Raw genomic sequence first — 23,437 nt, 5'->3', positions numbered from 1 at the left:
TGGCGGAGGTGGTGCGGGCGGAGGGGCTCGAACCCCCACGACTCTCGTCACTGGAACCTAAATCCAGCGCGTCTACCAATTCCGCCACGCCCGCGACGCTCGCGCCCGAGGCCATACGCGCCCGGGCGCGGCTCTATAGCATGGTGTATCGGCCACGCAGCAAGAATTTTAGGCCACGCCTCGCCCCGCGCCGGCAGCCCGGCTACAAGGCGGGTCCGCCGGGGGACCGCCCGCCCGGCGCGAAGACGATCTCCGTCCAGCGAGGTGCCATGCCGTCGTCCCTGCCGCCCTCGCGTCGCGCGCTGCTCGCCGGCGCCGCCCTCTCCCTCGCGCCGGCTCTCGCCAGGGCGCAGGGCGGCACCCCCGGCACGACGTCCCAGCCGGCCGCGGCGGAGGCCAGGCGCCTGACGGCGGCCCCCGCCAAGGCGCGGATCAAGCCGGAGCCGGCGCCAGAGACCCCGGTCTGGGCCTTCGACGGGCAAGCGTCGCCCCCTGTCCTGCGGGTCAGGCTCGGCGAGGCCGTCCGCCTGCGGCTGGAGAACAAGACCGAGCGGTCCTTGTCGCTGCACTGGCACGGGGTGCGCAACCGCAACGCCATGGACGGGGTCGGCGGGGTGACCCAGGCTCCCGTCGCCCCGGGGGCGAGCTTCCTCTACGAGTTCACCCCGCCGGATGCCGGCACCTTCCTGATCCGCCCGCTCGTCGTCGGCGGGTCGAGCGAGCCCGCCGGGCGGGGGCTCGCCGGCCTGCTGGTGGTCGAGGAGGCCAAGGCCCCGGTCGTCGACCGCGACGTGCCGCTGATCCTCCAGGACTGGCGCGTGGAAGCCGACGGGACGCTCGCGGCCTTCGGGCAGGCCGCCTTCGCGGCGAGCGCGGGCCGGCTCGGCAACGCGCTCACCGTCAACGGGAAGCCGGCGCCGGAGGTGATCGAGGCTGCGCCCGGCACCCGCCTGCGCCTGCGGCTCGCCAATGCCTGCAACGCCCGGGCGACCCGGATCCGCTTCGACGGCCTCAAGGCCTGGGTGGCGGCGGTGGACGGGCAGCCGACCGACACCTTCGAGCCCTTGCGGGCCACTCTGCCCTTCCAGCCCGGCACCCGCTACGACATCCTCCTCGACGTGCCGGCGGCGTCCGAGCCGGCGGGCGCCGTGGTGGCCCTGATCGGGCCGGGCCTGCCGCTCGCCCGCATCGTCGCCAAGGGCGAGCCGCTGGCCGCGCGGCCGCCCGTGGCGCCGATCGGCGAGAACAAGCTCCTGCCGCCGGAGATCAAGCTCCAGAACGCCTTCCGGCGCGACATCGCCATCGCGGGCGGCGCGGTGTTCGACAAGGGCAAGCCCGAGGCCGCGCCGAGCTTCACCGGTGACCCGACCCGGATCTGGACGCTGAACGGCGCCGCCGGCCGGGCGGAGAACCCGGCCCTGTTCTCGGTCAAGCGCAACACCGCGGTGGTGCTGGCGCTCACCAACAATACGGCTTTCCCGCAATCGCTCCACCTGCACGGCCACGCCTTCCGGCTGCTGCACCCCCTCGACGACGGCTGGGAGCCGTACTGGCTCGACACCTTCCAGCTTCTGGAGGGCCGCACCGCCCGCATCGCGTTCCTCGCCGACAATCCCGGCCGCTGGCTCGTCAGCGCCACGGTGCTGGAGCGGTTCGACACCGGCCTGTGGGGCTGGTTCGAGGTGACCTGAGCCACCGGCCCACCTGCGTCCGGCGGTCGCAGCCGACCGCCGGATTGCCGAAGGCCGCGCTTGAGGCGATGTATTCAAGTCCTTGCTCGTGCCCGTTTTACCGGCTTTTGCTTCAAGCGTGGCAGCAGATCGATCAAGAGAATGTGTTAACGTGAGCCAATGCATCGGCGGGATGCTTGGCGCATGCTGGCGCACCCGCAGCGCATCATGGGCTGCCGCGCATCGATGAGGTTCCCAGCATGGAACATCAGCCGCTTCGCCACATCCGCGACATCGCCGACGTCGACACCGTCCCAGCCCTCCTCGAAGGGCGCCGGGCCCGGCTCGAACGCTTCGCCGAGATCCTCGAACGCGATCCGGGCCGCAGCTTCATCACCCTGGAGGAGATCGAGTTCGTGCCCCGCAAGATGCGGGGGGCGATCCGGGCCGACAACTCGCCGCTCGCCTTCGCCTATGCCGATCCGGTGCTGCGGGCGAGCGGACTTGCCGGCGACACCTTCGGCGAGGCCCGGAGCTTCTTCGAGCTGAGTACCGGCGAGGCCCACAACCTGCTGTGCTCGTGCGTGAACGGGCGCACCGTCAAGGCGGGGCCGACCGCCAAGCGCCTGCGCCGCCTCGCCGCCCGCCGGCCGGGCCTATGGCTCGCCTATGGCTGCGCCGCCGGCTTCGTCGCCCTGCCGGGGGCGATGTACCTGTTCGGCTGACGGCCGGGCTCCGAACGGAAAAAGGCCGCCCTGTGGGCGGCCTTTTTCAAGATGCATCACGCATCCCCAAGATCGTCAAATCTCGCGCAGGATCGTCAAATCCTGCACACGATCACTTGATCTTGGTCTCCTTGAACTCGACGTGCTTGCGCGCGATCGGGTCGTACTTCTTGAACGACAGCTTGTCGGTCTTCGTGCGCGAGTTCTTCTTCGTGACGTAGAAGTAGCCGGTATCGGCGGTCGAGAGCAGCTTGATCTTGATGGTGACGGCCTTGGCCATGGCGCGACCTCTTCTGGATGACGGGTGTTGCGCCCGGAGCACCGAAACGCAAAACGGCCGGGCAGGCCCGGCCAGAACGCGGCGCCTTCCTGCCCCATCACCTTCCGGGCGTCAAGCCCGGGCGACCGAGCGCCGCGCCGGTCAAGGGGCGGCCCGGATCATCCGCCCGCCGACCACCGCGAGGTAGGCGACGAACAGCAGCGCCAGCGACCAGGCGAAGCCGTGCGGCGAAGCGAGGTCCATGCCGCCGCCGACGAGCGGCGGCCCCAGCACCAGCCCGACATTGTAGAGCACCAGGAACGCCGCGTTGGCGCCGGCCAGCGCCGCGCCGTCGAAGCGCGCGCCGAGATGCGCGAGCCCGACGGTGTAGAGCGTGCCGGCGATGCCGCCCCAGGCGAACAGGATCGCGGCGAGCAGCCACGGATCGTTCGCCCCGAGCGGCAGGGCGGCGGCGCCGAGCGCACCGAGGAAGGCGGCGGCGAGCAGCACCCGGCGCTTGTCGATCCGATCGGCGAGGAAGCCCACGGGAATCTGGAACAGCACGTTGCCGAGCGCCGCCAGGCTGACGAGCCCCGCCGCGTGCTCAGGCGAAAGGCCGAGCCGCAACCCGTAGATCGGCAGGATGGCGAAGCCCCCGGTCTCGACCGCACCGTAGACGAGGGCCGCGAGCGTCGCCGAGGGCGCGACCCGCAGGTAGCCGAGGAAGCCCCGCCCGCCCTTGTGCGGAATCTCCGGCGAGAGCCCGCGGGCCATCACCAGCGGCAGCGCCCCGGCGCAGAACAGGGCGGCGCCGGCGAGATAGGGCGCCCAGCCGGTGGTGCCGAGGACGCGCAGCAACCCCGGGCCGATGGCAAATCCCAGCGCCAGCGCGGTGGCGTAGACCCCCATCACCAGGCCGCGCCGGGCCGGCGGCGCCGCCTGGTTGATCCAGAACTCGGAGAGGACGAACAGCACCCCGAGCGCCGCCGAGAACACGAAGCGCAAGGGGAACCACCAGGCGAAATCGTGGACCGCCCGGAAGCCGACGAGCGTGAGCGCGCCGACCGCGATGGCGCCGAGGAGCAGCGGCATCACCCCGAGGCGCGCCGCCACCCGCGGCACGAAGGGCACGACGACGATGCTCGCCACCCCGGCGATCGCCGTGTTGACGCCGATCCAGGTGTTGGACAGGCCCATCCGCTCCATCTCGAGCGAGAGCAGCGGGATCGACAGGCTGAGCCCGATGCCGACCACCGCCACGCAGGCGATGGCGGCCGCGATGGCCGCGAGGCGCGCGGGCCCGAACTGCGAATCGGTGGTGAGGGTGGTCATGATGGGGCCGGCCGTCAGGGCCGGCTCGTATGGAACAGGCGGCTCCGGAAGGCCACCCCCGGGGTCCGGCGCCTACAGCTCCTCGCGCGTATGCTCGCCGTCGACGTCGTGGAAGAACGGCACCGGCAGCATCGGGCTGAAGCCCGCCGCGAGCCGCGCCTCCAGCTCGTCGAGCACGATGCCCGTGATGCGCGGCAGGTCGAGCTGGCGCGCCGCCGCGAGGTCGACCCATGCGAGTTCGGTCAGTTCGGAATCGGGGCCGACGATGCCGGGGGTCTCGGCCACCACCGCCTCGCTGTCGACGGCGAAGAACCGGGTGTCGAAGCGCTTGGGGCGCGACGGCGGAGTGATCGCCCGGGCGACGAATTGCAGCAATTCGAGGTCCGGCATCACGCCCGCCTCGCGGAAGGCCGACCAGGCGCCGGGCGGCGCCGTCTCGGGCGGGCCGTAATCGAGGGAGCCGATCATCAGCCCGGTCTCCTCGTAGGTCTCGCGGATCGCCGCCAGCGCCAGCACCCGGCCGAGATGGAACAAGGGCGGGTGGACCTGCTCGGCGAGCGCCTGTTCGGCCCGGTCGTTGAGGGTGCCGGCCACCGGCATCGAGCGGTCGCCGAGCTCGATCCGGCCGCCCGGGAACACGAACAGGCCGGGCATGAACTTGTGGCCGGCGTGGCGCCTGCCCATCAGCACCTTCGGCTGGTCGCCGGAGCGGTCGAGGATGATCAGCGTCGCGGCGTTGCGGATCCGCAGCGGCTTCGTCTTCCGCTCAGGAGCCGGTGCCCCGTCCGTCGGTCCTGCCGCCATCCCGCGTCTCCGTCTCGTGCCGGGCAAAGTCAGTCTGGCCCCTGCCGTCCGTGGCATGGGCCTGGACATGGGCCTGGGCCCCGGCGCGGCGTATCGCGGAAAAGCCGTGCATGCCAAGGGCATATTGCAGCCCGACCACCGCCCCCTTGGTCGGCTGGAGCAGCGCGAGCGAGGCGACCAGCGCGAGGCCGGGCCAGAACGTCATCTGGAACCACAGCGGCACGTCGAGGCGCATCTCGGTCTCGAGGACGCCGAGGCCCGCGAGGTGTCCGACGACGAAGATGACGAGGTAGGGCGGCAGGTCGTCGGCGCGGTGGTGGTGCAGCTCGGTCCCGCAGGCCTCGCAGGTGTCCCGCACCTTGAGGAAGCGGCGAAACAGCCGGCCCTCGCCGCAATGCGGGCAGCGGTTGCGAAAGCCGCGCCACATCGCCAGCATCCAGGACGGATCGGTGCCGGTTCGGGCGACCGCGGGGGCCGCGGGCTCGGCCGGGCCGGCGTGGATCTCGATCATGCGCGTCTCCCGCGGCGCTTGGTCAGGCTGTCCCGGCTCGGCGGGGCGGGCCGCGCCCGGCGCGGGCCGCCGCGGGCGGGGCCGGGCGCCGGGCTGCGGCCGCCGGCGATCTCGAAGCGCAGGGCGCCGGCCACCGGCGCGGCCTCCATCAGCTGCACCTCGACCTTGTCGCCGAGGCGGAAGGTCTGGCGCGTGCGCTCGCCGACGAGGGCGTGGCGGCCCTCCTCGTGGCGAAAATAGTCGGCGCCCAGCGTCGAGATCGGCACGAAGCCGTCGGCGCCGGTCTCGTCGAGCTTGATGAAGAGCCCTGAGCGGGTCACGCCCGAGACCTGGCCGGAGAAGGTCGCGCCGACCCGGTCGGCGAGGTGGTGCGCGATCAAGCGGTCGATGGTCTCGCGCTCCGCCGACATGGCGCGGCGCTCGGCGGCGGAGATCTGCTGGCCGATCTGGGCAAGCTCCCCGCCCTCCATGTCCGGCGGCAGGCCGTCGGCACCGAGGCGCAGCGCCCGGATCAGCGCGCGGTGCACGATCAGGTCGGCGTAGCGCCGGATCGGCGAGGTGAAGTGGGCGTAGCGGCGGAGCGCCAGCCCGAAATGGCCCGCGTTGTCCGAGGCGTAGACCGCTTGCGCCTGTGAGCGCAGCACCACCTCGTTGAGGAAGAGCTGGTGCTCGCTGCCCTCGACCATACCGAGGATGCGGTTGAACAGGGCCGGCCGGAGGTTCGCCTCCTTCGGCAGCTTCAGGCCGATCGAGGCCATCACCTCGCTCAAAGCCCGCATCTTCTCCAGCGACGGCTCGTCGTGGACGCGGTAGATCAGCGGTTGGCTCTTCGCCTCCAGGATCTCGGCCGTCGCGACGTTGGCCTGGATCATGAACTCCTCGATCAGCCGGTGCGCCTCCAGGCGCTCGGGCACGATCACCCGGTCGACCCCGCCCTCGGCATTGAGGATCACCTTGCGCTCGGGCAGGTCCAGCGCCAGCGGCCCCCGGGCGTCGCGGGCGGCGGCGAGCGCCCGGTAGGCCTCCCAGAGCGGGCGCAGCACGGGCTCCAGAATCGGGCCCGTCACCTCGTCGGGCCGGCCGTCGATCGCGGCTTGCGCCTGGGCGTAGGCGAGCTTGGCGCCCGAGCGCATCATCACGCGGTGGAAGCTGTGACGGAGCTTCCGGCCCTCCGCCGTCACGGTCATGCGGACGGCGAGCGCCGGACGGTCCTGGCCGGGGCGCAGGGAGCAGAGATCGTTCGAGATCCGCTCGGGCAGCATCGGCACCACCCTGTCGGGGAAGTAGACCGAGTTGCCGCGGATCAGCGCCTCGCGGTCGAGGGCGGAGCCGGACCGGACATAGGCCGCGACGTCGGCGATCGCCACCGTGACGACGAACCCGCCCGGATTGGCCGGATCGGGATCGGGCACCGCCATCACGGCGTCGTCGTGGTCCTTGGCGTCCGGAGGGTCGATGGTGACGAGGGGGAGATCGCGCCAATCCTCACGGCCGTCGAGCCCGACCTCGCGGGCGGCCTCGGCCTCCGCCAGCACCTCGCGCGGGAAGACGTGCGGGATGCCGTGGGCGTGGATCGCGATCAGGCTGACCGCCTTCTCCGAGCCGAGGCTGCCGAGGCGCTCCTTGACGCGCCCCTGCGTCAGCCCGAACCGGTCCTCGCGGCCGAGCGTCACGGTGACGAGGTCGCCGTCCAGCGCCTCGCCCTCCCCGCCCGGCGGCACCGCGATCTCGCGCCCTTGCGCCTTCTTGTCGACGGGGACGATCCGCCCGCCGCCGGTGGGAAGCGCCCGGAACACGCCGAGCGTCTCGGCCTTGTTGCGGCCGATCACCTTGATGACCCGGCCGAGATAGCGCCCCGGCGTGTCGCCGTCGGGCTCGATCTTCAGGAGCGCCCGGTCGCCGGTGCCCGGCGCCGGTCCGGTGGTGCGCCGCCCGGGCCGCGGCATCAGCACGGTGATGAGCGGGGCGGGCCCGGCCTCCGGATCCCAGTTGGCCGGCCGCGCGACCAGCTCGCCGTCGCGGTCGCGGCGGGTGTCGATGTCGGCGACGACGACCGGCGGCAGGCTGCCGGCCTTGCGCAGGCCGGCGCGGTCCTTCTCGATCGCGCCGTCCTCCTGCATCTCCTTCAAGAGGCGCTTCAGCTCGATCTTGTCGGAGCCCTTGATGCCGAAGGCCTGGGCGATCTCGCGCTTGCCGACCTTCTGGGGCGAGTCCTCGATGAAGGCGAGCACGGCCTCGCGGGTGGGCAGGACGACGTGCGCCGGCTTCGGAGAAATGCCCTTTGGGTGGATGCGCTTGGCCAACAGCTCGACTCGAGGAGGACGTACAAGGCGGCCCCGGCCGACGGCCGGGGTCCAGGCCTCATCATATGGGACTCACCGGGGGGCCGAGCAACGCCGGCCGCCGTTCAACCGGTGGAGGCCGACTTGCGCACCCGCTCGACCGCCGAGGCGACGTCGAAGCCGTGGCCCGTCAGGTCGTCGAGCGACAGCGGGCAGGCCTGCGGCATGGTGAGCGAGACCTGCGTCTCGTCGGGCCGCAGCTCCGGCGCCTCGGCGTCGCGCACCGCGAGCGTCCAGATCCCGTCGAGCTTGAGGGCGGAGAGGTCCTGGCCGACGAGGCGCCCGTGCAGCTCGGTCGCCTCGCGGCGCCAGGCGGCGAGGCGGGCCTCGTCGGCGATCAGCGCGGACTTGACCAGGGTGGCGAGGAGCGTGCGCAGGGTCGCGGCGGGGGAGGTCGGGTCGGTCATCGGAGCTCCGGACTGTCTTGCGGCCCTGCCGCAAGCCGGATGCCAAAAAGGAAGGGGCCGGATCGCTCCGGCCCCCGCCCGTCTCGTGCTCGAAGTCCGTACGGCTCAGAGCGAGTAGTAGTTCACGAACTCGATCGGGTGCGGCGTCATCTCGTAGCGCATCACCTCGGTCATCTTCAGCTCGATGAACGAGTCGATGAAGTCGTCGTTGAACACGCCGCCGGCCTTGAGGAACTCGCGGTCGGCGTCGAGGCTGTTGAGCGCCTCACGGAGCGAGCCGCACACGGTCGGGATCTCCTTGAGCTCCGCCGGGGGCAGGTCGTAGAGGTCCTTGTCCATGGCCGGACCGGGATCGATCTTGTTGTTGATGCCGTCGACGCCGGCCATCAGCATGGCGGCGAACGCCAGGTAGGGGTTCGCCATCGGGTCGGGGAAGCGGACCTCGACGCGCTTGGCCTTCGGCGAGGTCGTCCACGGAATCCGGCACGAGGCCGAGCGGTTGCGGGCCGAATAGGCCAGCAGCACCGGCGCCTCGTAGCCCGGGACCAGGCGCTTGTACGAGTTGGTCGACGGGTTGGTGAAGGCGTTGAGCGCCTTGGCGTGCTTGATGATGCCGCCGATGTACCACAGGCATTCCTGGGACAGGTCGGCGTACTTGTTGCCGGCGAAGACCGGCTTGCCGTCCTTCCAGATCGACTGGTGGACGTGCATGCCCGAGCCGTTGTCGCCGTAGACCGGCTTCGGCATGAAGGTCGCGGTCTTGCCGTAGCTCTGGGCGACGTTGTGGATGCAGTACTTGTAGATCTGCATCTGGTCACCCATCAGGGTGAGGGTGTCGAACTTCATGCCCAGCTCGTGCTGGGCCGAGGCGACCTCGTGGTGGTGCTTCTCGACCTTGACGCCCATCGACTGCATGGCGGCGAGCATCTCGCCGCGCATGTCCTGGGCGGAATCCTGCGGCGGGACCGGGAAGTAGCCGCCCTTGACCTGCACGCGGTGGCCGAGGTTGCCGCCCTCGTACTCGGTCTGGCCGTTGATCGGCAGCTCGACCGAATCCAGCTTGAAGCCGGTGTGGTACGGGTCGGCGGAGAAGCGCACGTCGTCGAAGACGAAGAACTCGGCCTCGGGGCCGACGAAGATGGTGTCGCCGATGCCGCTCGCCTTGACGAAGGCCTCGGCCTTCTTGGCGATGCCGCGCGGGTCGCGGCCGTAGGGCTCGCCGGTGACCGGCTCGAGCACGTCGCAGACGATCGACATCGTCGAGGCGGAGAAGAACGGATCCATGCAGGCGGTCGCCGGGTCCGGCATCAGCAGCATGTCGGACTCGTTGATCGCCTTCCAGCCGGCGATCGACGAGCCGTCGAACATCGTGCCCTCGGCGAAGATGTCCTCATCGACCAGCGACACGTCGAAGGTGACGTGCTGCCACTTGCCCCGCGGATCGGTGAAGCGGAAATCGACGTACTTGACGTCGTTTTCCTTGATTTCCTTGAGGACGTCCGTCGCGGTCTTAGACATTCTCGTCTGATCCCTTCCTAGAACGGCGTTGTGGCCGCCATGAAGCCGCGGTCCTGGGGTCAGGCCGCGGTTTTCGTCGTTGCAGAGAAGGCGGAGCCTCGGATCGTGTCGCCGTCAGATCGCGTCCTGGCCGGTCTCGCCGGTGCGGATGCGGATCGCTTCCTCGATCGAGGAGACGAAGATCTTGCCGTCGCCGATGCGGCCGGTCTGGGCCGACTTGCGGATCGCCTCGACGGCGCCGTCCACCAGCGTGTCGGGCAGCACGATCTCGAGCTTCACCTTGGGCAGGAAGTCGACCACGTACTCGGCGCCGCGATAGAGCTCGGTGTGGCCCTTCTGGCGGCCGAAGCCCTTGGCCTCGATCACCGTGATGCCCTGGAGGCCGACCTCCTGCAGCGCCTCCTTCACCTCGTCGAGCTTGAAGGGCTTGATGATCGCTTCGATCTTCTTCATGCCGGGCGGGCCTGGTCTGCAACGGTTCCGGCGGCATTCCTAGCATCGCGCCGCGCCGACCGCCACGGGGGATTTCCCGAGAGCGGACCGGGAATGCCTAATCAATAAGCAATCGCTGCGCGTTTGTTGCGCAATCCGCCGTTCTCAAGCCTGGCGCCGCGGCATGGCCGCCGTGCCCGGGCGCTTCTCGGAGTATGATGCGATGGCCGCGACCGAGCTGCTCACCACCGACGAGATGCGGCGGGCGGATGCCGCAGCGATCCACGCCGGCACGCCGGGCCTGGCCTTGATGCAGCGCGCCGGCGCCGCGGTCGCCGAGCGGGCCCGGGTGCTCGCGGGCCAGAGGGAGAGCGCAGGGCCAATCCTCGTCCTGTGCGGGCCGGGCAACAACGGCGGCGACGGCTTCGTGGCCGCCACGCTGCTGGCGCAGGCCGGCCTTGCCGTCGAGGTGGCGCTCCTCGGCGAGCGCGGCGCGCTGAAAGGCGACGCGGCCGATGCGGCGGCCGGGTGGAGCGGTCCGGTGGCGGACGCCGCGGCGAGCGAGCCCGCAGGCTTCGCGCTCGTCGTCGACGCGCTGTTCGGGGCGGGCCTGTCGCGGCCGCTCGACGGCGACGCCGCGGTGCTCGTGGCGCGGGTCAACGCGGCCGGCGTGCCGGTGCTGTCCGTCGACGTGCCCTCGGGCCTCGACGGCGATACGGGTGCGGCGCGCGGTCCGGTCGTCACGGCGACCGAGACCGTCACGTTCGTGCGGCGCAAGCCCGGCCACCTACTGCTGCCCGGCCGGCGGCTGTGCGGCCCGGTCACGGTCGTGGGGATCGGCATCTCCGACGAGGTCGTGGCGGGGATCGGGGCGAGCGTCCACGTCAACGGCCCCGAACTCTGGGACGCCGCCTTCCCGCGGCTGTCCGAGGACAGCCACAAATACACCCGCGGCCACGCGGTGGTGCTGTCGGGCCCGGCGCACCGCACCGGCGCGGCGCGGCTCGCCGCCCGCGGCGCCCTGCGGATCGGCGCCGGCCTCGTCACCGTGCTGTCGCCGACGCCGGCGCTGCCGGAGAACGCCGCCCAGCTCACCGCGATCATGCTGCGCGCCTGCGACGGCGCCGACGACCTCGACGACATCCTCACCGACGAGCGCCTGAATGCGATCGTCGCCGGCCCGGGTCTCGGCACCGGCGCCCCGACCCGCGACCTCGTACGGGTCGCCGCGGAAGCCGGCCGCGGCCTCGTCCTCGACGCCGACGCCCTGACGAGCTTTTCCGGCAAAGCCGACGAGCTCGCCGAGACGATCGCGGCGGGGGGCGCCCAGGCGGTCGCGACCCCGCACGAGGGCGAGTTCGCGCGCCTGTTCCGGGGCGTGGCGGGGGTGCCGGCGGAGGGCTCGAAGCTCGCCCGCGCCCGGGCCGCCGCCTCGTTCCTCGACGCGGTCGTGGTGCTCAAAGGCGCCGACACGGTGATCGCCGCGCCGGACGGCCGCGCCGCCATCAACCCCAACGGCACGCCCTGGCTCGGCACCGCCGGCAGCGGCGACGTGCTGTGCGGCTTCATCGGCGGCCTCGTCGCCCAGGGCATGGCGACCTTCGAGGCCGCCGCCGCGGCGGTCTGGCTCCACGCGGCCGCCGCGCGCCGGCACGGGCCGGGCCTGATCTCGGAGGACCTGCCGGAGATGATGCCGGGAGTGCTCGGGGAATTGCTGGTAGGGTTCGGAGTGAGGTGAGGAGCCGACCGTGAAAGAAAACCGCGGATCTTCTCCTCTCCCCGCGGGCGGGGAGAGGCCTTCGTACCCCTTGTCGGGTGCCAAGGGAGCCCGCAGGGCGAGCGTGAGGGGGTGTTTCCGGAAGAGGCTCACTCGTCGAGACCCCCTCACCCTCGCTCCGGCTTCGCCTCCGCTTGCTGCGTTCCCTGAACGGGAACACAGCCCTCTCCCCGCGGGCGGGGAGAGGAGGAAAACCGCGCCTGACCTGGCAAGGTGTCTTTAGCCGTCACGCCGCGACCGCCGCGACCACCCGGTTCCGGCCGGCCTGCTTGGCCTGGTAGAGCGCGAGGTCGGCGCGCTTGAGCATCTGGGCCGGGTCGGCATCCTCCGGCTGGCGCGCCGCGACGCCGATCGAGACCGTGACCTCGATGGCGCTGGTGCCGCGCTGGACCTGGAACGGCGCCGCCTCGATCCGCTCGCGGATGCGCTCGGCGACCTGGCGGGCGGCGTCGAGCCCGGTATCGGGCACCACCACGACGATCTCCTCGCCGCCGAAGCGCGCCACCACGTCGATGCCGCGGGTCTGGGCCCGGATGCGGTTGGCGAATTCCTTCAGGACCTCGTCGCCGGCATCGTGCCCGAACCGGTCGTTGATCGTCTTGAAGCGGTCGATGTCGAGGAGCAGCAGCGCCACCGGCCGGTCACGCAAGGACGGCTCTGAGAACAGGCCGCCGAGGTAGCTGTCGAGGTAGCGCCGGTTGTGCAGGCCGGTGAGCCCGTCGGTCACCGCGAGGTCCATCGAGACCTGGACCGATTCGCGCAGCGAATCCGAGAAGCGCCGGCGCTTCACCTGGGTCCGGACCCGGGCGACGAGCTCGTTGCGGTCGATCGGGCGGACGAGGTAGTCGTGCACGCCGAGGTCGAGGCCGCGCATGATCCGCGCCTTGTCGTGCGCGTCGGCCATCATCACCACCGGCACGGTGCGGGTGCGGTCGAGGGAGCGGAGCTGGCTGCACAGGCGCAGGCCGTCGTGGTCCTGGAGGTCGAGGCTCACCAGCACCACGTCGTACTCGCCGGCCTTGACCCGCTCCAGCGCGTCCTGCGGCGAGGCCACGGTCTCGACGCGGTGGTACTGCCCGAGCGCCGCCGCCAGCCGCTCGGCCGAGGACGGGCGATCCTCGACGATCAGCACGTTGGCGTCGTGACCGGTCTCGGCGGCGGCCGCCGCCAGCGGATCGCCGACCCGCGACGCCATGGCGCGGCTGCGCAGCTCGTCGGTCACCGCCTTGAGGCGCACCAGGCTGCGCACCCGGGCCATCAGGGCGGTGTCGTCGATCGGCTTGGTCAAGAAGTCGTCGGCGCCGGCGTCGAGCCCGCGCAGGCGGTCGCTCGGCTGGTCGAGGGCGGTCACCATCACCACCGGCAGGTGCGCGGTGGTGGGCGTCGACTTGATCCGCCGGCACACCTCGAACCCGTCCATGCCCGGCATCATCACGTCGAGCAGCACGATGTCGCACAGGCCCTTCTCGCACACCGCGAGCGCGTCGGGCCCGTTCATCGCCGAAACGACGTCGAAATACTCGACGGTCAATTTCGTTTCGAGCAACTTAATATTCGGGAAAAGGTCGTCGACGATGAGAACGCGTGCCGACATGGAAGGCCAGGCCCCTCTCAGCTCTGCTCAGCTCTGGCGCTCGTCGCCGACATAGGTGCGGACCGTCGCGAGGAACTTCGCGACCGAGATGGGCTTCGACAGGTAGGCCTCGCAGCCCCCCTCGCGGATGCGCTCCTCGTCACCCTTCATGGCGAAGGCCGTGATGGCGATCACCGGGATGCTCTTGAGCTCATCGTCCTCCTTGAGCCATTTAGTGACCTCGAGGCCCGACACCTCGGGGAGCTGAATGTCCATCAGGATCAGGTCAGGCCGATGCCGGCGCGCCAGCTCGATCGCCTCGATCCCGTTGGCCGTCTTGAGGGTCGCGTAGCCGTGAGCCTCCAACAGGTCGTTGAAGAGCTTCATGTTCAGCTCGTTATCCTCGACGATGAGCACCGTCTTTGTCATGGCTCACTGTCTCCGGCGCTCCAGCGGGCCGCGTCACACCCCGGCTGCGACCGGAACCGCAACACTGTTAAGCGGCACATGTTGATGAAACGCAAATTCGATGGATTTGCCAGGGGGTCCGATCCCCGTGGCGGAGTGCTGAGCGAATCCGCCGCGGAGGCGCTGGGAGGCCGCGTCTTCGCCTACGTCACCGGCGAGCCCGGGCGACTGCTGCGCTTCATGGAGAGCTCCGGCCTGTCGCCGGATGCGCTGCGGCAGGCGGCCGACAGCCCCGATCTCGTCGCCGGCCTCCTCGACCACGTGGTGGCCGACGAGGAGCTGCTGCTCGCCTGCGCCACCGCCCTGGAGGTGCCGCCCGAGCGGATCACCCAGGCCTGGCGCCGCCTCGGACCGCCCGAGGATCCCGGCGAGTTCGGGGCGTGAGCGGAGGCGCGCTCTGCCGCGATTGCGGGGCGAGCTTGCCGGGCGACGCCCCGCGCTGCCGGGCCTGCGGCTCGCCGCGCCTTCTCGCCCATCCGGAGCGCGACACGCTCGCCATCGCGCATGTCGATTGCGACGCGTTCTACGCCGCGGTCGAGAAGCGCGACGACCCCTCGCTCCGCGACCGGCCGCTGATCATCGGCGGCGGTCGGCGCGGGGTGGTCTCGACCGCCTGCTACATCGCCCGCATCCGCGGCGTGCACTCGGCGATGCCGATGTTCCGCGCGCTCGAGGCCTGCCCGGACGCGGTGGTGCTGCGGCCCGACATGGAGAAATACGCCCGGGTCGGCCGGCAGGTGCGGGCGATGATGCAGGCGCTGACCCCGCTGGTCGAGCCGGTCTCGATCGACGAGGCCTTCCTCGATCTGTCGGGCACCGAGCGGCTGCACGGCGCCTCGCCCGCCGTGACGCTGGCGCGCTTCGCCCGCGCGGTGGAGGCGGAGATCGGCATCACCGTCTCGGTCGGGCTCGCGCCCAACAAGTTCCTGGCCAAGATCGCCTCGGATCTCGAGAAGCCGCGCGGCTTCTCGATCATCGGCCGGGCGGAGGCCCAAAGTTTCCTGGCGCCGCGGCCGGTGCGGATCCTGCCCGGCATCGGCCAGGCCGCGGCGGAGCGCCTGGCGGCGCTCGGCATCCAGCGCATCGGCGAGATCGGCCGGATCGCACCCGAGCGGCTGCATGCGAGCCTCGGGCGCGACGCCGCCCGCCTCCTGGCGCTCGCGCGCGGCGAGGACCGGCGCGTGGTGCAGCCGCGGCGGGAAGCGAAGAGCATCTCGGGCGAGACCACCTTCGCGGAGGACCTGCGCGCCTTCGAGGCCCTGCGGCCGGTGCTGTGGCGGCTGTGCGAGACGGTGGCGCGGCGCCTGAAGCGGGCCGAGCTCGCCGCCGGCAGCGTCACCCTGAAGCTGAAGGATCGGGATTTTCGCCTGCGCACCCGCACCCGCTCGGGGCTGGCGCCGACGCAGGTCGCCGAGCGGCTGTTTCGCCCGGCCGAGGCGCTGCTGCGCGACTCCTGCGACGGCACCGCCTACCGGCTGATCGGCGTCGGGGCCGGCGATCTCTGCGACGCGGCCCACGCCGACCGCGGCGACCTCGCCGACGTCTCGGCGGTGCGCGAGGCGAGCCGGGCGGCGGCGATCGACGCCCTGCGCGAGCGCTTCGGCGCGACCGCCGTGCAGCGCGGGCTCGGCTTCGCGCCGCAGGCCGGGGGGCCTCCCGGCAAGGACCATCGCGGCAAGGAGCCGCCGGAGCGGGAGCCGCGCTGACGGCGCCGGAGGTCGCCGCCCTACTTGCAGTCCTTGCTCTCCGGCATGAGGTCGATGCGCGACAGCTCGCCCTTGAGCGAGAACTCGCCGTAATCGAGGCGCAGCGCGCCGCTGACACCGTTCTCGTAGAGGTCGAAGGCGAGGACGTAGACCGGGGTCCGCTCCCCCTCCCCCGGCGAGAAGTAGCTCAGCGTCACCGGCCAGTGCGGCATCGCCGCCATCGCGCCCTCGCGCAACGGCGCCTCGACCGGAGCGGAGGCGGGCTTGAGCGCGTCGGGCTTGGGAGCATCGGCTCTCGGCGCATCGGGCGCGGCGGGCTTGGGTGCTTCGGGCCTGGGTGCCTCGGGCTTTGATGTCTCGGGCTTGGCCGCGACGCGCTGCGGACCAATCACCGCCAAGGTGTCGTAGACCTTGCGGCCGTCATCCGAGCCGTCGAACACCTTGACGGCGACAGTGGATTGCCCGGCCCGGGCAGCCTCGATCAGCCGCTTCATGTGGGCGGCCGGAAACAGCACCTCGCCCGGCACCGCCATCTCGCCGCGCTTGGGCTGCTTGAGGGTGACGTCGAGGCCCTTGTCGCCGCGCTCGGCATTGCCGTCGACCGGGGCCGCCGCCTTGCCGTTGAGGTCGGACTGGGTGCGGAAGCGGAAGCTGCGCCCGTCGCCGCTCTCGAACGTGGTGTTGCGCAGATCGGAGGTGCGGGTGCCGCTCTCCGAGCTCTCCAGCACCGTGACCTGCCGGTACTGCAGCGCGAAGCCCTTGCAGGCGTCGCCGGTGAAATCGAACACGATCCGGCCGCGGGCGCTCTCGACCGCGCGGGTGCCGGAACTGCCGGACAGGGACAGGTCGTAGACGGCGCGGTGGGGCGCGAGGTGCACGGCCTCCGCCGCCATCGCGGGCGACGAGAGCGCGAGCAGGACGCACGCGAGGAGTGATCGCATGAGGTCTCCCGGGGCGGCCGTCGGTGCTGGCGTCGGCCCTGTTGGTCGTTCCAAGATAGGCCCCGCCCCGGCCCCCGGCAACGTTCCGGGGCGCGGCGATCGCCGGCCGGCCGGCCCGGGCCGTGGCGCTGCGGCCACGCTTGTCGAAGACCGCACCGACGACCTCCGCGCGTCGGGAGCCGCGAGGACGGCGCAACCTGCGATCATGCGGTACCCCGGTATGCCGGTCTCTCCGGGGCGCCGTGGCAACCCATTGATGGGTAAGGGTAAGCCCGCGGCGCGCTCCGGTAGGGCCGCGCCTTGCCCGGCTCCGGCGGCGCGACCCGGCCGGGTCCCGGCCGCCGTGAGGCCGCGGGGAAAAACCGACTCGGCGGGGGGCGGACTCTTGCGCGGGTGTTAGCCCGTCCTGTAGGTTCACCCCCGTCGCCACCGCTCCAGGCGTGGCGGCGATCACCAGCAGGATCGGACGGATTCACCGCGCGGCCGAACGGCGTGCCGCTCGCGGCTGCGTGCCGATTCCATGGGTGATGTCGGGGGAGTGGAGGCGGCGATGATGGATGCGGGTCCGGGCTGGACGAAGGAACGCGTCGAGCTTCTCAAGCGGCTGTGGAGCGACGGCCGCAGCGCCAGCCAGATCGCCGCCGAGCTCGGTGGCGTCTCCCGCAACGCCGTCATCGGCAAGGTCCACCGCCTCGGCCTCGCCGGGCGCATCGTGAAGGCCAACGGCGCCGCGCCGTCCGGCCGCCGTCCCCGGGCCGAGGGCGAGTCCGCCGGCACGGCCGGCGAGACCCCATCGGTGCTCGCCCCGGCGCCGCCGGCGCTGGCCCTGTATCAGGCCACGCCGCCCGCTGTCGGAGACGCGCTGCCGGAGAGCGCCCGCGTCACCATCATGGAGCTGCGGGAATTCATGTGCCGCTGGCCGATGGGCGACCCGTCGACGCCCGATTTCCGCTTCTGCGGCGACCGCGCCATCACCGGCCTGCCCTACTGCACCCACCACAGCCGCCTAGCCTACCAGCCCGCCGCCGAGCGCAGGCGCGACCGCAAGGTCGTCGGGTTCCGCTAGGGGCCGCGTTCCACCGGAGGACACGGAGGCGGCGCCGCGCCGCTTCCGCCGCGATGCCTTCCAACGCGTCGACGATATCGCTCAAATCCTAACGAATCCTGTCCGGCGGCTCGCCCGGAAGGGATTCGGCGAGGCCGCGTCATCCCGGGTTCCGCTATCCCGGCCCCGGGATGACGCGGAGGTGGAGCAACCGATGGTCGAGCCGTCGAGATTGCTCCGTTCGTCTCGAAGGGGCAGCCTCACGGCTCCGGCGCGAACATCTCGTCGAAGGAGTAGCCGGAGCCGCGCACGGTGCGGATCGGGTCGCTGTCGCGGCCACGGTTGATCGCCTTGCGCAGGCGGCCTATATGCACGTCGACCGTGCGCTCGTCGATGTAGACGTCGTGGCCCCACACGCCATCGAGCAGTTGCTCGCGCGAGAAGACCCGGCCGGGGCTCTGCATCAGGAATTCGAGCAGCTTGAACTCGGTCGGGCCGAGATGCAGCTCGCGGCCGTCGCGGCGCACCCGGTGGCTGACCCGGTCGAGCTCGATGTCGCCGGCCACCAGCAGGTCGGCGACGTGGGCGGGCTTCGAGCGGCGCAGCAGCGCGCGCACCCGCGCCAGCAATTCGGGCACCGAGAACGGCTTGACGATGTAGTCGTCGGCGCCGGTGGCGAGCCCCCGCACCCGGTCGCCCTCCTCGCCCCGCGCCGTCAGCATGATGACCGGCAGCCGTTCGGTCTCGCGGCGGGCGCGGATGCGCCGGCACAGCTCGATCCCCGACAGGCCCGGCATCATCCAGTCGAGGAGGACGAGGTCGGGCACCTGCTCGCGCAGGCGGATATCCGCCTCGTCGCCGCGCGCGACGGCGTCGACCTCGAAGCCCTCGGCCTCGAGGTTGTAGCGCAGGAGGAGGGTGAGGGCTTCCTCGTCCTCGACGATCAGGATGCGGGTACTCATCGCGGATTACTTCGGGCGGCGGAGGATGGATGGCAGGAAAAGGCCCGCCGGACCGGAAGCCCGGCGGGCCTGCCGCCTCAGACCTCGGTCTGGTTGTCGAGGGTGGCGAAGCTCGACCGGTCGTTCTTCGGACGATCGGTCGGCAGGGTCTCGCCGGTGGCGAGGTAGTGGATGGTCTCGGCGATGTTGGTGGTGTGGTCGCCGATGCGCTCGACGTTCTTGGCGCAGAACAGGAGGTGCGTGCAGAACGTGATGTTGCGCGGATCCTCCATCATGTAGGTCAGGAGCTCGCGGAACAGCGAGGTGTAGAGCGCGTCGATGCCGCCGTCCCGGGCCCAGACGTCGAGGGCGACGACGGTGTCCTGGGTGGCGTAGGCGTCGAGCACGTCCTTGAGCTGGCCCTGGACCAGCTCGTTCATGTGCTCCACGCCGACGACGATCTTCTGGAGCTGGACCTGGTCGGCGATGGCCACGACGCGCTTGGCGACGTTCTTGGCCAGGTCCCCGATGCGCTCGAGGTCGCCCGAGACGCGGATCGCCGAGATCGTCTCGCGCAGGTCGACGGCGAGCGGCTGGCGCCGGGCGATGAGGAGGATGGCCTTCTCCTCGATCTCGCGCTGGAGCCCGTCGAGGCGCTGGTCGGCGGCGATCACCGCCTGGGCGAGGGCGGCGTCGCGGCGCAAGAGCGCCTGGCCGGAATCGGCCACCATCTTCTCGGCGATGCCGCCCATCTCCGAGATGCTGCGCCGGAGGTTCTGCAACTCCTGATCGTAGGAGGTGACGATGTGGCTCGACATGGATTGCGACTCCCCGCGATGAGGGTGGCGTGTGTGGCGCGCCGGCCCGGCAGGGCCGGGCCGGCGAAGCGAGTCGGTGAGCCTCAGCCGAACCGGCCGGTGATGTAGTCCTGGGTCTGGCGCTTCGACGGGTTCATGAACAGCCGGTTGGTCGGCCCGAACTCGACCAGCTCGCCGAGATACATGAAGGCGGTGAACTGCGAGATGCGCGCCGCCTGCTGCATGTTGTGGGTGACGATGGCGATGGTGAACTCACCGCGCAGCTGCTCGATCAGCTCCTCGATGCGGCCGGTCGAGATCGGGTCGAGGGCCGAGGTCGGCTCGTCGAACAGGATCACCTCCGGGCGCTGCGCCACCGTGCGGGCGATGCACAGGCGCTGCTGCTGGCCGCCGGACAGGCCCATGCCCGACTGCTTGAGCTTGTCCTTCACCTCGTCCCACAGGGCGCCCTTGCGCAGGGCCTCCTCGACGCGGTTGTCGAGGTCGGCCTTGCCGAGGCGCTCGTAGAGCCGGATGCCGAACGCGATGTTGTCGTAGATCGACATCGGGAACGGCGTCGGCTTCTGGAACACCATGCCGACCCGGGCGCGCAGCTCGTTAAGGTCGATCGACGGGTCCAGGATGTTGCGGCCGTCGAGCAGGATCTCGCCTTCCGCCCGCTGCTCGGGGTAGAGGCTGTAGATCCGGTTGAAGGTGCGCAGCAGGGTGGACTTGCCGCAGCCCGACGGGCCGATCAGCGCCGTGACCTGGCGGTCGAGGAAGTTGAGGTTGATGTTCTTCAACCCCTTGAAGTCGCCGTAGTAGAAGTTGAGGTCCTTCACGGCGAGGCGGATCGCGGCGGACTCGTCGGCCGTGCTCTGGCCCACGACCGGCACGGCGGTGGCGGTGGCGCTCATCGGGTGGTCTCCCAGCAGGGTTCTGCGGTCAGCGCCCCTTCGGGCCGCTCAGGACGAGGCGGGCCACGATCGACAGGCCCAGGATGGTGACGGTGATGAGGAGCGCGCCGGCCCAGGCCAGCTGGCGCCAGTTCTCGTAGGGCGACAGGGCGAACTGGTAGATCATCACCGGCAGGTTCGCGACGCCGCCCATCAGGTTCGAGTTGAACCAGGAATTGTTGTTGAGCGCGGTGAAGAGGAGCGGCGCGGTCTCGCCGGCGATGCGGGCGAGCGCGAGCAGCACGCCGGTGACGATGCCGGACTGCGCCGCCCGCCAGGTGACGCTGCGGATCACGATCGAGGTCGGCGCGCCGAGCGCCGCGCCGGCCTCGCGCAGGGTGCCGGGCACCAGCCGCAGCATGTCCTCGGTGGTGCGCACGATCACCGGGGTGGCGATGATGGCGAGCGCGACGCCCCCGGCCCAGCCCGAATACCCGCCCATCGGCCGCACCATCAGGGTGTAGACGAACAGGCCGATCAGGATCGAGGGGGCCGAAAGCAGGATGTCGTTGAGGAATCGGATCAGGTTGGCGAGGTGCGAGGTGCGGCCGTACTCGGCAAGGTAGGTGCCGGCGAGCACGCCGACGGGGGTGGCCACCACGATGCCGAGCGCCGTCATGACGAGGCTGCCGAGGATCGCGTTGGCGATGCCGCCGCCCTCGGAGCCGGGGCCGGGGGTGACCTGGGTGAACAGGGCCGGGGAGAAGCCGCGCACGCCCTCGATGACGAGCATCAGCAGGATCGAGCCGAGCACCACCGCGCCGAGCAAAGTGGCGGTGGTGCAGGCGGCGACCAGGATCCTGTCGGCCGAGCGCCGGCCGGCGCGGACCCGGCCCCATTCCGCGGGGGCTGAGCGGGCGGGGGTGGCCGGGCTTGCGACCGCGGCGGGGGAGGCGTTCATCGGGAGGCGTCCTGCGGGTGCGGAGGATCAGGCCACCTTCGCGCGGCGCACCAGCAGCCGGGCGATGATGAGCACGATGAAGGTGACGACGAACAGGATGCAGCCGAGCGCCATCAGCGAGTTGAGCTGGAGGCCGTCGGCCTCGTTGAACTCGTTGGCGATGCGCGAGGCGATGGTCGAGCCCGGATCGAAGATCGAGGCCGAGAGGCGGTTGGCGTTGCCGATCACGAAGGTGACCGCCATGGTCTCGCCGAGCGCGCGGCCGAGGCCCAGCATGATCGCCCCGATGATCGAGACCGAGGCCTGCGGGATCAGGACGTGGCGCACGACCTCCCAGGTGGTGCAGCCGATGCCGTAGGCGCTCTCGCGCAAGACGGTCGGGATCTGGTCGAGCATGTCGCGGGTGATCGAGGCGACGAACGGCACGATCATGATCGCCAGGATGATGCCGGCGGTGAGCACGCCGACGCCCGACGGCACCTGGGCGTAGAACAGGGTGCCGACGATCGGCATCCCCTCGACGACGTTCGAGACCGGGATCTGCACGAAGCGCGCGAAGAGCGGCGCGAACACGAACAGGCCCCACATGCCGTAGATGATGCTCGGCACGGCGGCGAGCAGCTCGATCGTCATCGCGACCGGGCGGCGGGCCCAGCCGGGGCAGAGCTGGGTCAGGTAGATCGCGATGCCGAGCGAGATCGGCACGCCGATGACGAGGGCGAGCAGCGCCGAGACCAGGGTGCCGATGATGGCGACGAGTGCGCCGTACTGCTCGCGCCCGACGTTCCAGGCGCTCGAGACGAGGAAGCCCGGGCCGAATTCCCGGAAGGCCGGCCAGCCGCCATAGGCGATCGAGGCCAGGATGCCGGCGAGCACCAGGAGCACCAGCAGCGCCGAGGCGAGGGCGGCGCCGCGGAAGAGGCGGTCGCCCACCGGGCTCGGGTTGCGGCGGGCCACGCTCGGCCTCGCCGCCAAAGCAACGTTCTCAGACAACGCGACCATCCGGGTTTCCCTTGGAGTGAGCGGGCTCTAGCGCGCTCGGCGGATCGAGGCGAGTCGGACGCGACAAAGGCGGCCGGCCGTCGGCGGGATCTCGGCATCGCTCAAGCGCCGCGCGGGCCCGGCGGGCGGGCCAGCGGAGGAAGGGAGGACGGGATCGTCCCGCCCTCCCCGACTGTCTCAGGGTCTCAGTTGCTCAGGACGGGCTTGCCGTCCTTCGTCACGGACTTCCACTCGTCCTCGACCTGGCTCACCACCTTGTCGGGCAGCGGCACGTAGTCGAGGTCGGAGGCCAGCTTGTCGCCGCTCTTGTAGGCCCAGCGGAAGAACTTCAGCACCTCGGCGGTGCGGGCGGCGTCGGCCGGGTTCTTGTGGACCAGGATGAAGGTCGCGGCGGTGATCGGCCAGGCCTTGGCGCCGGCCTGGTTCGTCAGCGAGATGCCGAAGCCCGGGGCGGACTTCCAGTCGGCGTTGGCGGCGGCGGCCTGGAACGCCTCGTCGCCCGGCATCGGGTACTGGCCGTCCTTGTTCTGGATCAGCGCGACCGGCAGGCTGTTCTGCTTGGCGTAGGCGTACTCGACGTAGCCGATGGCGTTCGGGACCTGCTTGACGACGGCGGTGACGCCCTCGTTGCCCTTGCCGCCCTGGCCGGCCGGCCAGCTCACCGTGGTCGAGGCGCCGAGCTCGGACTTCCAGGCCGGGGACACGTCGGACAGGTAGGTGGTGAAGATGTTGGTGGTGCCGGACGCGTCAGACCGGTAGACCGGGGTGATCGCGGCGTCGGGGAGCTTCACGCCCTCGTTGAGCTTGGCGATCTTCGGGTCCGACCACTTCTTGATCTTGCCCTGGTAGATCTCGGCCAGGACCTCGCCGGTCAGCTTGATCTCGCCGGGCTTGATGCCGGCGACGTTCACCACCGGGACGACGCCGCCCATCACGGTCGGGAACTGGACCAGGCCGTCCTTGGTCAGGGTCTCGCCCTTCAGGGGCGCGTCGGTGGCGCCGAAATCGACGGTCTTGGCCTGGATCTGCTTGATGCCGCCGCCCGAGCCGATCGACTGGTAGTTCAGGCCGTTGCCGGTCTCCTTGCGGTAGGCCTCGGCCCACTTCGAGTAGACCGGGAACGGGAAGGTGGCGCCGGCGCCGGTGATGTCGAGGGCCATCGCCGAGGTGGCGATCTGGGCGGTCGCGAGCCCGATGGCGAGCGCGTAGGAGAAGGGCTTCACTGGTATCTCTCCGTGTTCGGATCGGTCCGGCACGATGCGGGGACGCTGGCCCGCACCCTGCGCGTCGACGGCCGGTGAGGACGCGACCGGTTTCCCTGGTGCGCCGG

23 protein-coding genes and 1 tRNA gene are annotated in these 23,437 nt (G+C 71.1%); 6 read left to right on the top strand and 18 right to left on the bottom strand.

Features of this window, described 5'->3' with window-relative positions; translation table 11 throughout:
- Positions 1-9: 9 nt before the first annotated feature.
- Positions 10-94, bottom strand: a tRNA-Leu gene (locus ACS5PV_RS26210).
- A gap of 175 nt (positions 95-269) precedes the next feature.
- On the opposite strand from ACS5PV_RS26210, the gene ACS5PV_RS26205 reads away from it, so the two are divergent.
- Positions 270-1,691 (top strand): multicopper oxidase family protein, encoded by a 1,422-nt coding sequence (locus ACS5PV_RS26205; RefSeq protein ID WP_455398268.1) that lies wholly within the window; start codon positions 270-272, stop codon positions 1,689-1,691.
- A gap of 239 nt (positions 1,692-1,930) precedes the next feature.
- Positions 1,931-2,395, top strand: coding sequence for a hypothetical protein (locus ACS5PV_RS26200; protein WP_455398267.1), 465 nt, complete (start codon positions 1,931-1,933; stop codon positions 2,393-2,395).
- Between the two features lie 112 nt (positions 2,396-2,507).
- On the opposite strand, the gene rpmG is transcribed toward ACS5PV_RS26200, so the two are convergent.
- From rpmG to ACS5PV_RS26160, 8 genes are all read right to left on the bottom strand, one after another.
- Entirely contained in the window at positions 2,508-2,675 is a 168-nt protein-coding gene (rpmG, locus tag ACS5PV_RS26195) for a 50S ribosomal protein L33 (protein ID WP_048427126.1), read from the bottom strand.
- Positions 2,676-2,816: 141 nt separating this feature from the next.
- On the bottom strand, positions 2,817-3,986 hold the full coding sequence (locus tag ACS5PV_RS26190) for an MFS transporter (protein ID WP_455398266.1): 1,170 nt from the start codon (positions 3,984-3,986) through the stop codon (positions 2,817-2,819).
- A gap of 72 nt (positions 3,987-4,058) precedes the next feature.
- Positions 4,059-4,790: an NUDIX hydrolase gene (locus tag ACS5PV_RS26185; protein ID WP_455398265.1), complete on the bottom strand. Its 732-nt coding sequence runs from the start codon at positions 4,788-4,790 to the stop codon at positions 4,059-4,061.
- The gene (locus tag ACS5PV_RS26180; protein ID WP_455398264.1) at positions 4,753-5,301 is read right to left on the bottom strand and encodes a DUF983 domain-containing protein; all 549 of its coding nucleotides are present in this window, start codon (positions 5,299-5,301) and stop codon (positions 4,753-4,755) included. The genes ACS5PV_RS26185 and ACS5PV_RS26180 overlap by 38 nt, the downstream gene beginning before the upstream one ends.
- Entirely contained in the window at positions 5,298-7,604 is a 2,307-nt protein-coding gene (gene rnr / locus ACS5PV_RS26175; protein WP_455398263.1) for a ribonuclease R, read from the bottom strand. Before rnr ends, ACS5PV_RS26180 begins: the two co-directional genes overlap by 4 nt.
- A gap of 104 nt (positions 7,605-7,708) precedes the next feature.
- Positions 7,709-8,050, bottom strand: a complete 342-nt coding sequence (locus tag ACS5PV_RS26170; RefSeq protein WP_455398262.1) for a hypothetical protein — start codon at positions 8,048-8,050, stop codon at positions 7,709-7,711.
- A 105-nt stretch (positions 8,051-8,155) separates the two neighbouring features.
- Complete coding sequence (glnA, locus tag ACS5PV_RS26165) at positions 8,156-9,568, bottom strand: type I glutamate--ammonia ligase (RefSeq protein WP_455398261.1); 1,413 nt, start codon at positions 9,566-9,568, stop codon at positions 8,156-8,158.
- A 114-nt stretch (positions 9,569-9,682) separates the two neighbouring features.
- Positions 9,683-10,021 carry a P-II family nitrogen regulator gene (locus ACS5PV_RS26160; RefSeq protein WP_060845473.1) on the bottom strand — a complete coding sequence of 113 codons (339 nt, stop codon included), beginning with the start codon at positions 10,019-10,021 and terminating at the stop codon, positions 9,683-9,685.
- Positions 10,022-10,223: 202 nt separating this feature from the next.
- Between ACS5PV_RS26160 and ACS5PV_RS26155 the strand changes: the two genes are divergently transcribed.
- A complete protein-coding gene (locus ACS5PV_RS26155) occupies positions 10,224-11,738 on the top strand; it encodes an NAD(P)H-hydrate dehydratase (RefSeq protein WP_455398260.1) in 1,515 nt (504 codons plus the stop codon).
- A 265-nt stretch (positions 11,739-12,003) separates the two neighbouring features.
- On the opposite strand, the gene ACS5PV_RS26150 is transcribed toward ACS5PV_RS26155, so the two are convergent.
- Both ACS5PV_RS26150 and ACS5PV_RS26145 read right to left on the bottom strand, forming a co-directional pair.
- Positions 12,004-13,371, bottom strand: coding sequence for a PleD family two-component system response regulator (locus tag ACS5PV_RS26150; protein ID WP_455398259.1), 1,368 nt, complete (start codon positions 13,369-13,371; stop codon positions 12,004-12,006).
- A gap of 27 nt (positions 13,372-13,398) precedes the next feature.
- On the bottom strand, positions 13,399-13,779 hold the full coding sequence (locus tag ACS5PV_RS26145; protein WP_093570411.1) for a response regulator: 381 nt from the start codon (positions 13,777-13,779) through the stop codon (positions 13,399-13,401).
- 135 nt (positions 13,780-13,914) lie between these two features.
- Between ACS5PV_RS26145 and ACS5PV_RS26140 the strand changes: the two genes are divergently transcribed.
- Positions 13,915-14,202 carry a DUF3572 domain-containing protein gene (locus ACS5PV_RS26140; protein WP_455398258.1) on the top strand — a complete coding sequence of 96 codons (288 nt, stop codon included), beginning with the start codon at positions 13,915-13,917 and terminating at the stop codon, positions 14,200-14,202.
- Positions 14,199-15,524 carry a DNA polymerase IV gene (locus tag ACS5PV_RS26135; RefSeq protein WP_455398257.1) on the top strand — a complete coding sequence of 442 codons (1,326 nt, stop codon included), beginning with the start codon at positions 14,199-14,201 and terminating at the stop codon, positions 15,522-15,524. The genes ACS5PV_RS26140 and ACS5PV_RS26135 overlap by 4 nt, the downstream gene beginning before the upstream one ends.
- A gap of 20 nt (positions 15,525-15,544) precedes the next feature.
- Here the strand turns inward: ACS5PV_RS26135 and ACS5PV_RS26130 are convergent, their stop codons facing one another.
- Positions 15,545-16,465 carry a cell envelope integrity EipB family protein gene (locus ACS5PV_RS26130; protein WP_455398256.1) on the bottom strand — a complete coding sequence of 307 codons (921 nt, stop codon included), beginning with the start codon at positions 16,463-16,465 and terminating at the stop codon, positions 15,545-15,547.
- Positions 16,466-17,015: 550 nt separating this feature from the next.
- On the opposite strand from ACS5PV_RS26130, the gene ACS5PV_RS26125 reads away from it, so the two are divergent.
- A complete protein-coding gene (locus ACS5PV_RS26125; RefSeq protein ID WP_455398255.1) occupies positions 17,016-17,531 on the top strand; it encodes a GcrA family cell cycle regulator in 516 nt (171 codons plus the stop codon).
- Between the two features lie 239 nt (positions 17,532-17,770).
- Here ACS5PV_RS26125 and phoB read toward each other — a convergent pair whose 3' ends face one another.
- From phoB to pstS, 6 genes are all read right to left on the bottom strand, one after another.
- On the bottom strand, positions 17,771-18,472 hold the full coding sequence (gene phoB, locus ACS5PV_RS26120; protein ID WP_060847928.1) for a phosphate regulon transcriptional regulator PhoB: 702 nt from the start codon (positions 18,470-18,472) through the stop codon (positions 17,771-17,773).
- A gap of 77 nt (positions 18,473-18,549) precedes the next feature.
- Positions 18,550-19,269 (bottom strand): phosphate signaling complex protein PhoU, encoded by a 720-nt coding sequence (gene phoU / locus ACS5PV_RS26115; RefSeq protein ID WP_455398254.1) that lies wholly within the window; start codon positions 19,267-19,269, stop codon positions 18,550-18,552.
- An 83-nt stretch (positions 19,270-19,352) separates the two neighbouring features.
- Positions 19,353-20,165 carry a phosphate ABC transporter ATP-binding protein PstB gene (pstB, locus tag ACS5PV_RS26110; RefSeq protein WP_455398253.1) on the bottom strand — a complete coding sequence of 271 codons (813 nt, stop codon included), beginning with the start codon at positions 20,163-20,165 and terminating at the stop codon, positions 19,353-19,355.
- 28 nt (positions 20,166-20,193) lie between these two features.
- On the bottom strand, positions 20,194-21,105 hold the full coding sequence (gene pstA / locus ACS5PV_RS26105; RefSeq protein WP_455398252.1) for a phosphate ABC transporter permease PstA: 912 nt from the start codon (positions 21,103-21,105) through the stop codon (positions 20,194-20,196).
- A gap of 27 nt (positions 21,106-21,132) precedes the next feature.
- Positions 21,133-22,107 carry a phosphate ABC transporter permease subunit PstC gene (gene pstC, locus ACS5PV_RS26100; RefSeq protein WP_455398251.1) on the bottom strand — a complete coding sequence of 325 codons (975 nt, stop codon included), beginning with the start codon at positions 22,105-22,107 and terminating at the stop codon, positions 21,133-21,135.
- A 185-nt stretch (positions 22,108-22,292) separates the two neighbouring features.
- The gene (pstS, locus tag ACS5PV_RS26095) at positions 22,293-23,330 is read right to left on the bottom strand and encodes a phosphate ABC transporter substrate-binding protein PstS (RefSeq protein WP_455398250.1); all 1,038 of its coding nucleotides are present in this window, start codon (positions 23,328-23,330) and stop codon (positions 22,293-22,295) included.
- Between the last annotated feature and the right edge of the window lie 107 nt (positions 23,331-23,437).

Source organism: Methylobacterium sp. Gmos1 (assembly GCF_053764715.1).
Note: the sequence above shows the minus strand (reverse complement) of the source record. Positions and strands in the feature narration are given on the sequence as shown.

Coding starts and splice junctions, on each gene's coding strand:
- ACS5PV_RS26170 (WP_455398262.1), bottom strand. CDS start 8,050: ATGACCGACCCGACCTCCCCCGCCGCGACCCTGCGCACGCTCCTCGCC.
- phoB (WP_060847928.1), bottom strand. CDS start 18,472: ATGAGTACCCGCATCCTGATCGTCGAGGACGAGGAAGCCCTCACCCTC.
- ACS5PV_RS26125 (WP_455398255.1), top strand. CDS start 17,016: ATGATGGATGCGGGTCCGGGCTGGACGAAGGAACGCGTCGAGCTTCTC.
- pstB (WP_455398253.1), bottom strand. CDS start 20,165: ATGAGCGCCACCGCCACCGCCGTGCCGGTCGTGGGCCAGAGCACGGCC.
- ACS5PV_RS26150 (WP_455398259.1), bottom strand. CDS start 13,371: ATGTCGGCACGCGTTCTCATCGTCGACGACCTTTTCCCGAATATTAAG.
- ACS5PV_RS26205 (WP_455398268.1), top strand. CDS start 270: ATGCCGTCGTCCCTGCCGCCCTCGCGTCGCGCGCTGCTCGCCGGCGCC.
- phoU (WP_455398254.1), bottom strand. CDS start 19,269: ATGTCGAGCCACATCGTCACCTCCTACGATCAGGAGTTGCAGAACCTC.
- rpmG (WP_048427126.1), bottom strand. CDS start 2,675: ATGGCCAAGGCCGTCACCATCAAGATCAAGCTGCTCTCGACCGCCGAT.
- ACS5PV_RS26145 (WP_093570411.1), bottom strand. CDS start 13,779: ATGACAAAGACGGTGCTCATCGTCGAGGATAACGAGCTGAACATGAAG.
- ACS5PV_RS26160 (WP_060845473.1), bottom strand. CDS start 10,021: ATGAAGAAGATCGAAGCGATCATCAAGCCCTTCAAGCTCGACGAGGTG.
- ACS5PV_RS26155 (WP_455398260.1), top strand. CDS start 10,224: ATGGCCGCGACCGAGCTGCTCACCACCGACGAGATGCGGCGGGCGGAT.
- ACS5PV_RS26200 (WP_455398267.1), top strand. CDS start 1,931: ATGGAACATCAGCCGCTTCGCCACATCCGCGACATCGCCGACGTCGAC.
- ACS5PV_RS26190 (WP_455398266.1), bottom strand. CDS start 3,986: ATGACCACCCTCACCACCGATTCGCAGTTCGGGCCCGCGCGCCTCGCG.
- pstA (WP_455398252.1), bottom strand. CDS start 21,105: ATGAACGCCTCCCCCGCCGCGGTCGCAAGCCCGGCCACCCCCGCCCGC.
- ACS5PV_RS26185 (WP_455398265.1), bottom strand. CDS start 4,790: ATGGCGGCAGGACCGACGGACGGGGCACCGGCTCCTGAGCGGAAGACG.
- pstC (WP_455398251.1), bottom strand. CDS start 22,107: ATGGTCGCGTTGTCTGAGAACGTTGCTTTGGCGGCGAGGCCGAGCGTG.
- ACS5PV_RS26180 (WP_455398264.1), bottom strand. CDS start 5,301: ATGATCGAGATCCACGCCGGCCCGGCCGAGCCCGCGGCCCCCGCGGTC.
- ACS5PV_RS26130 (WP_455398256.1), bottom strand. CDS start 16,465: ATGCGATCACTCCTCGCGTGCGTCCTGCTCGCGCTCTCGTCGCCCGCG.
- glnA (WP_455398261.1), bottom strand. CDS start 9,568: ATGTCTAAGACCGCGACGGACGTCCTCAAGGAAATCAAGGAAAACGAC.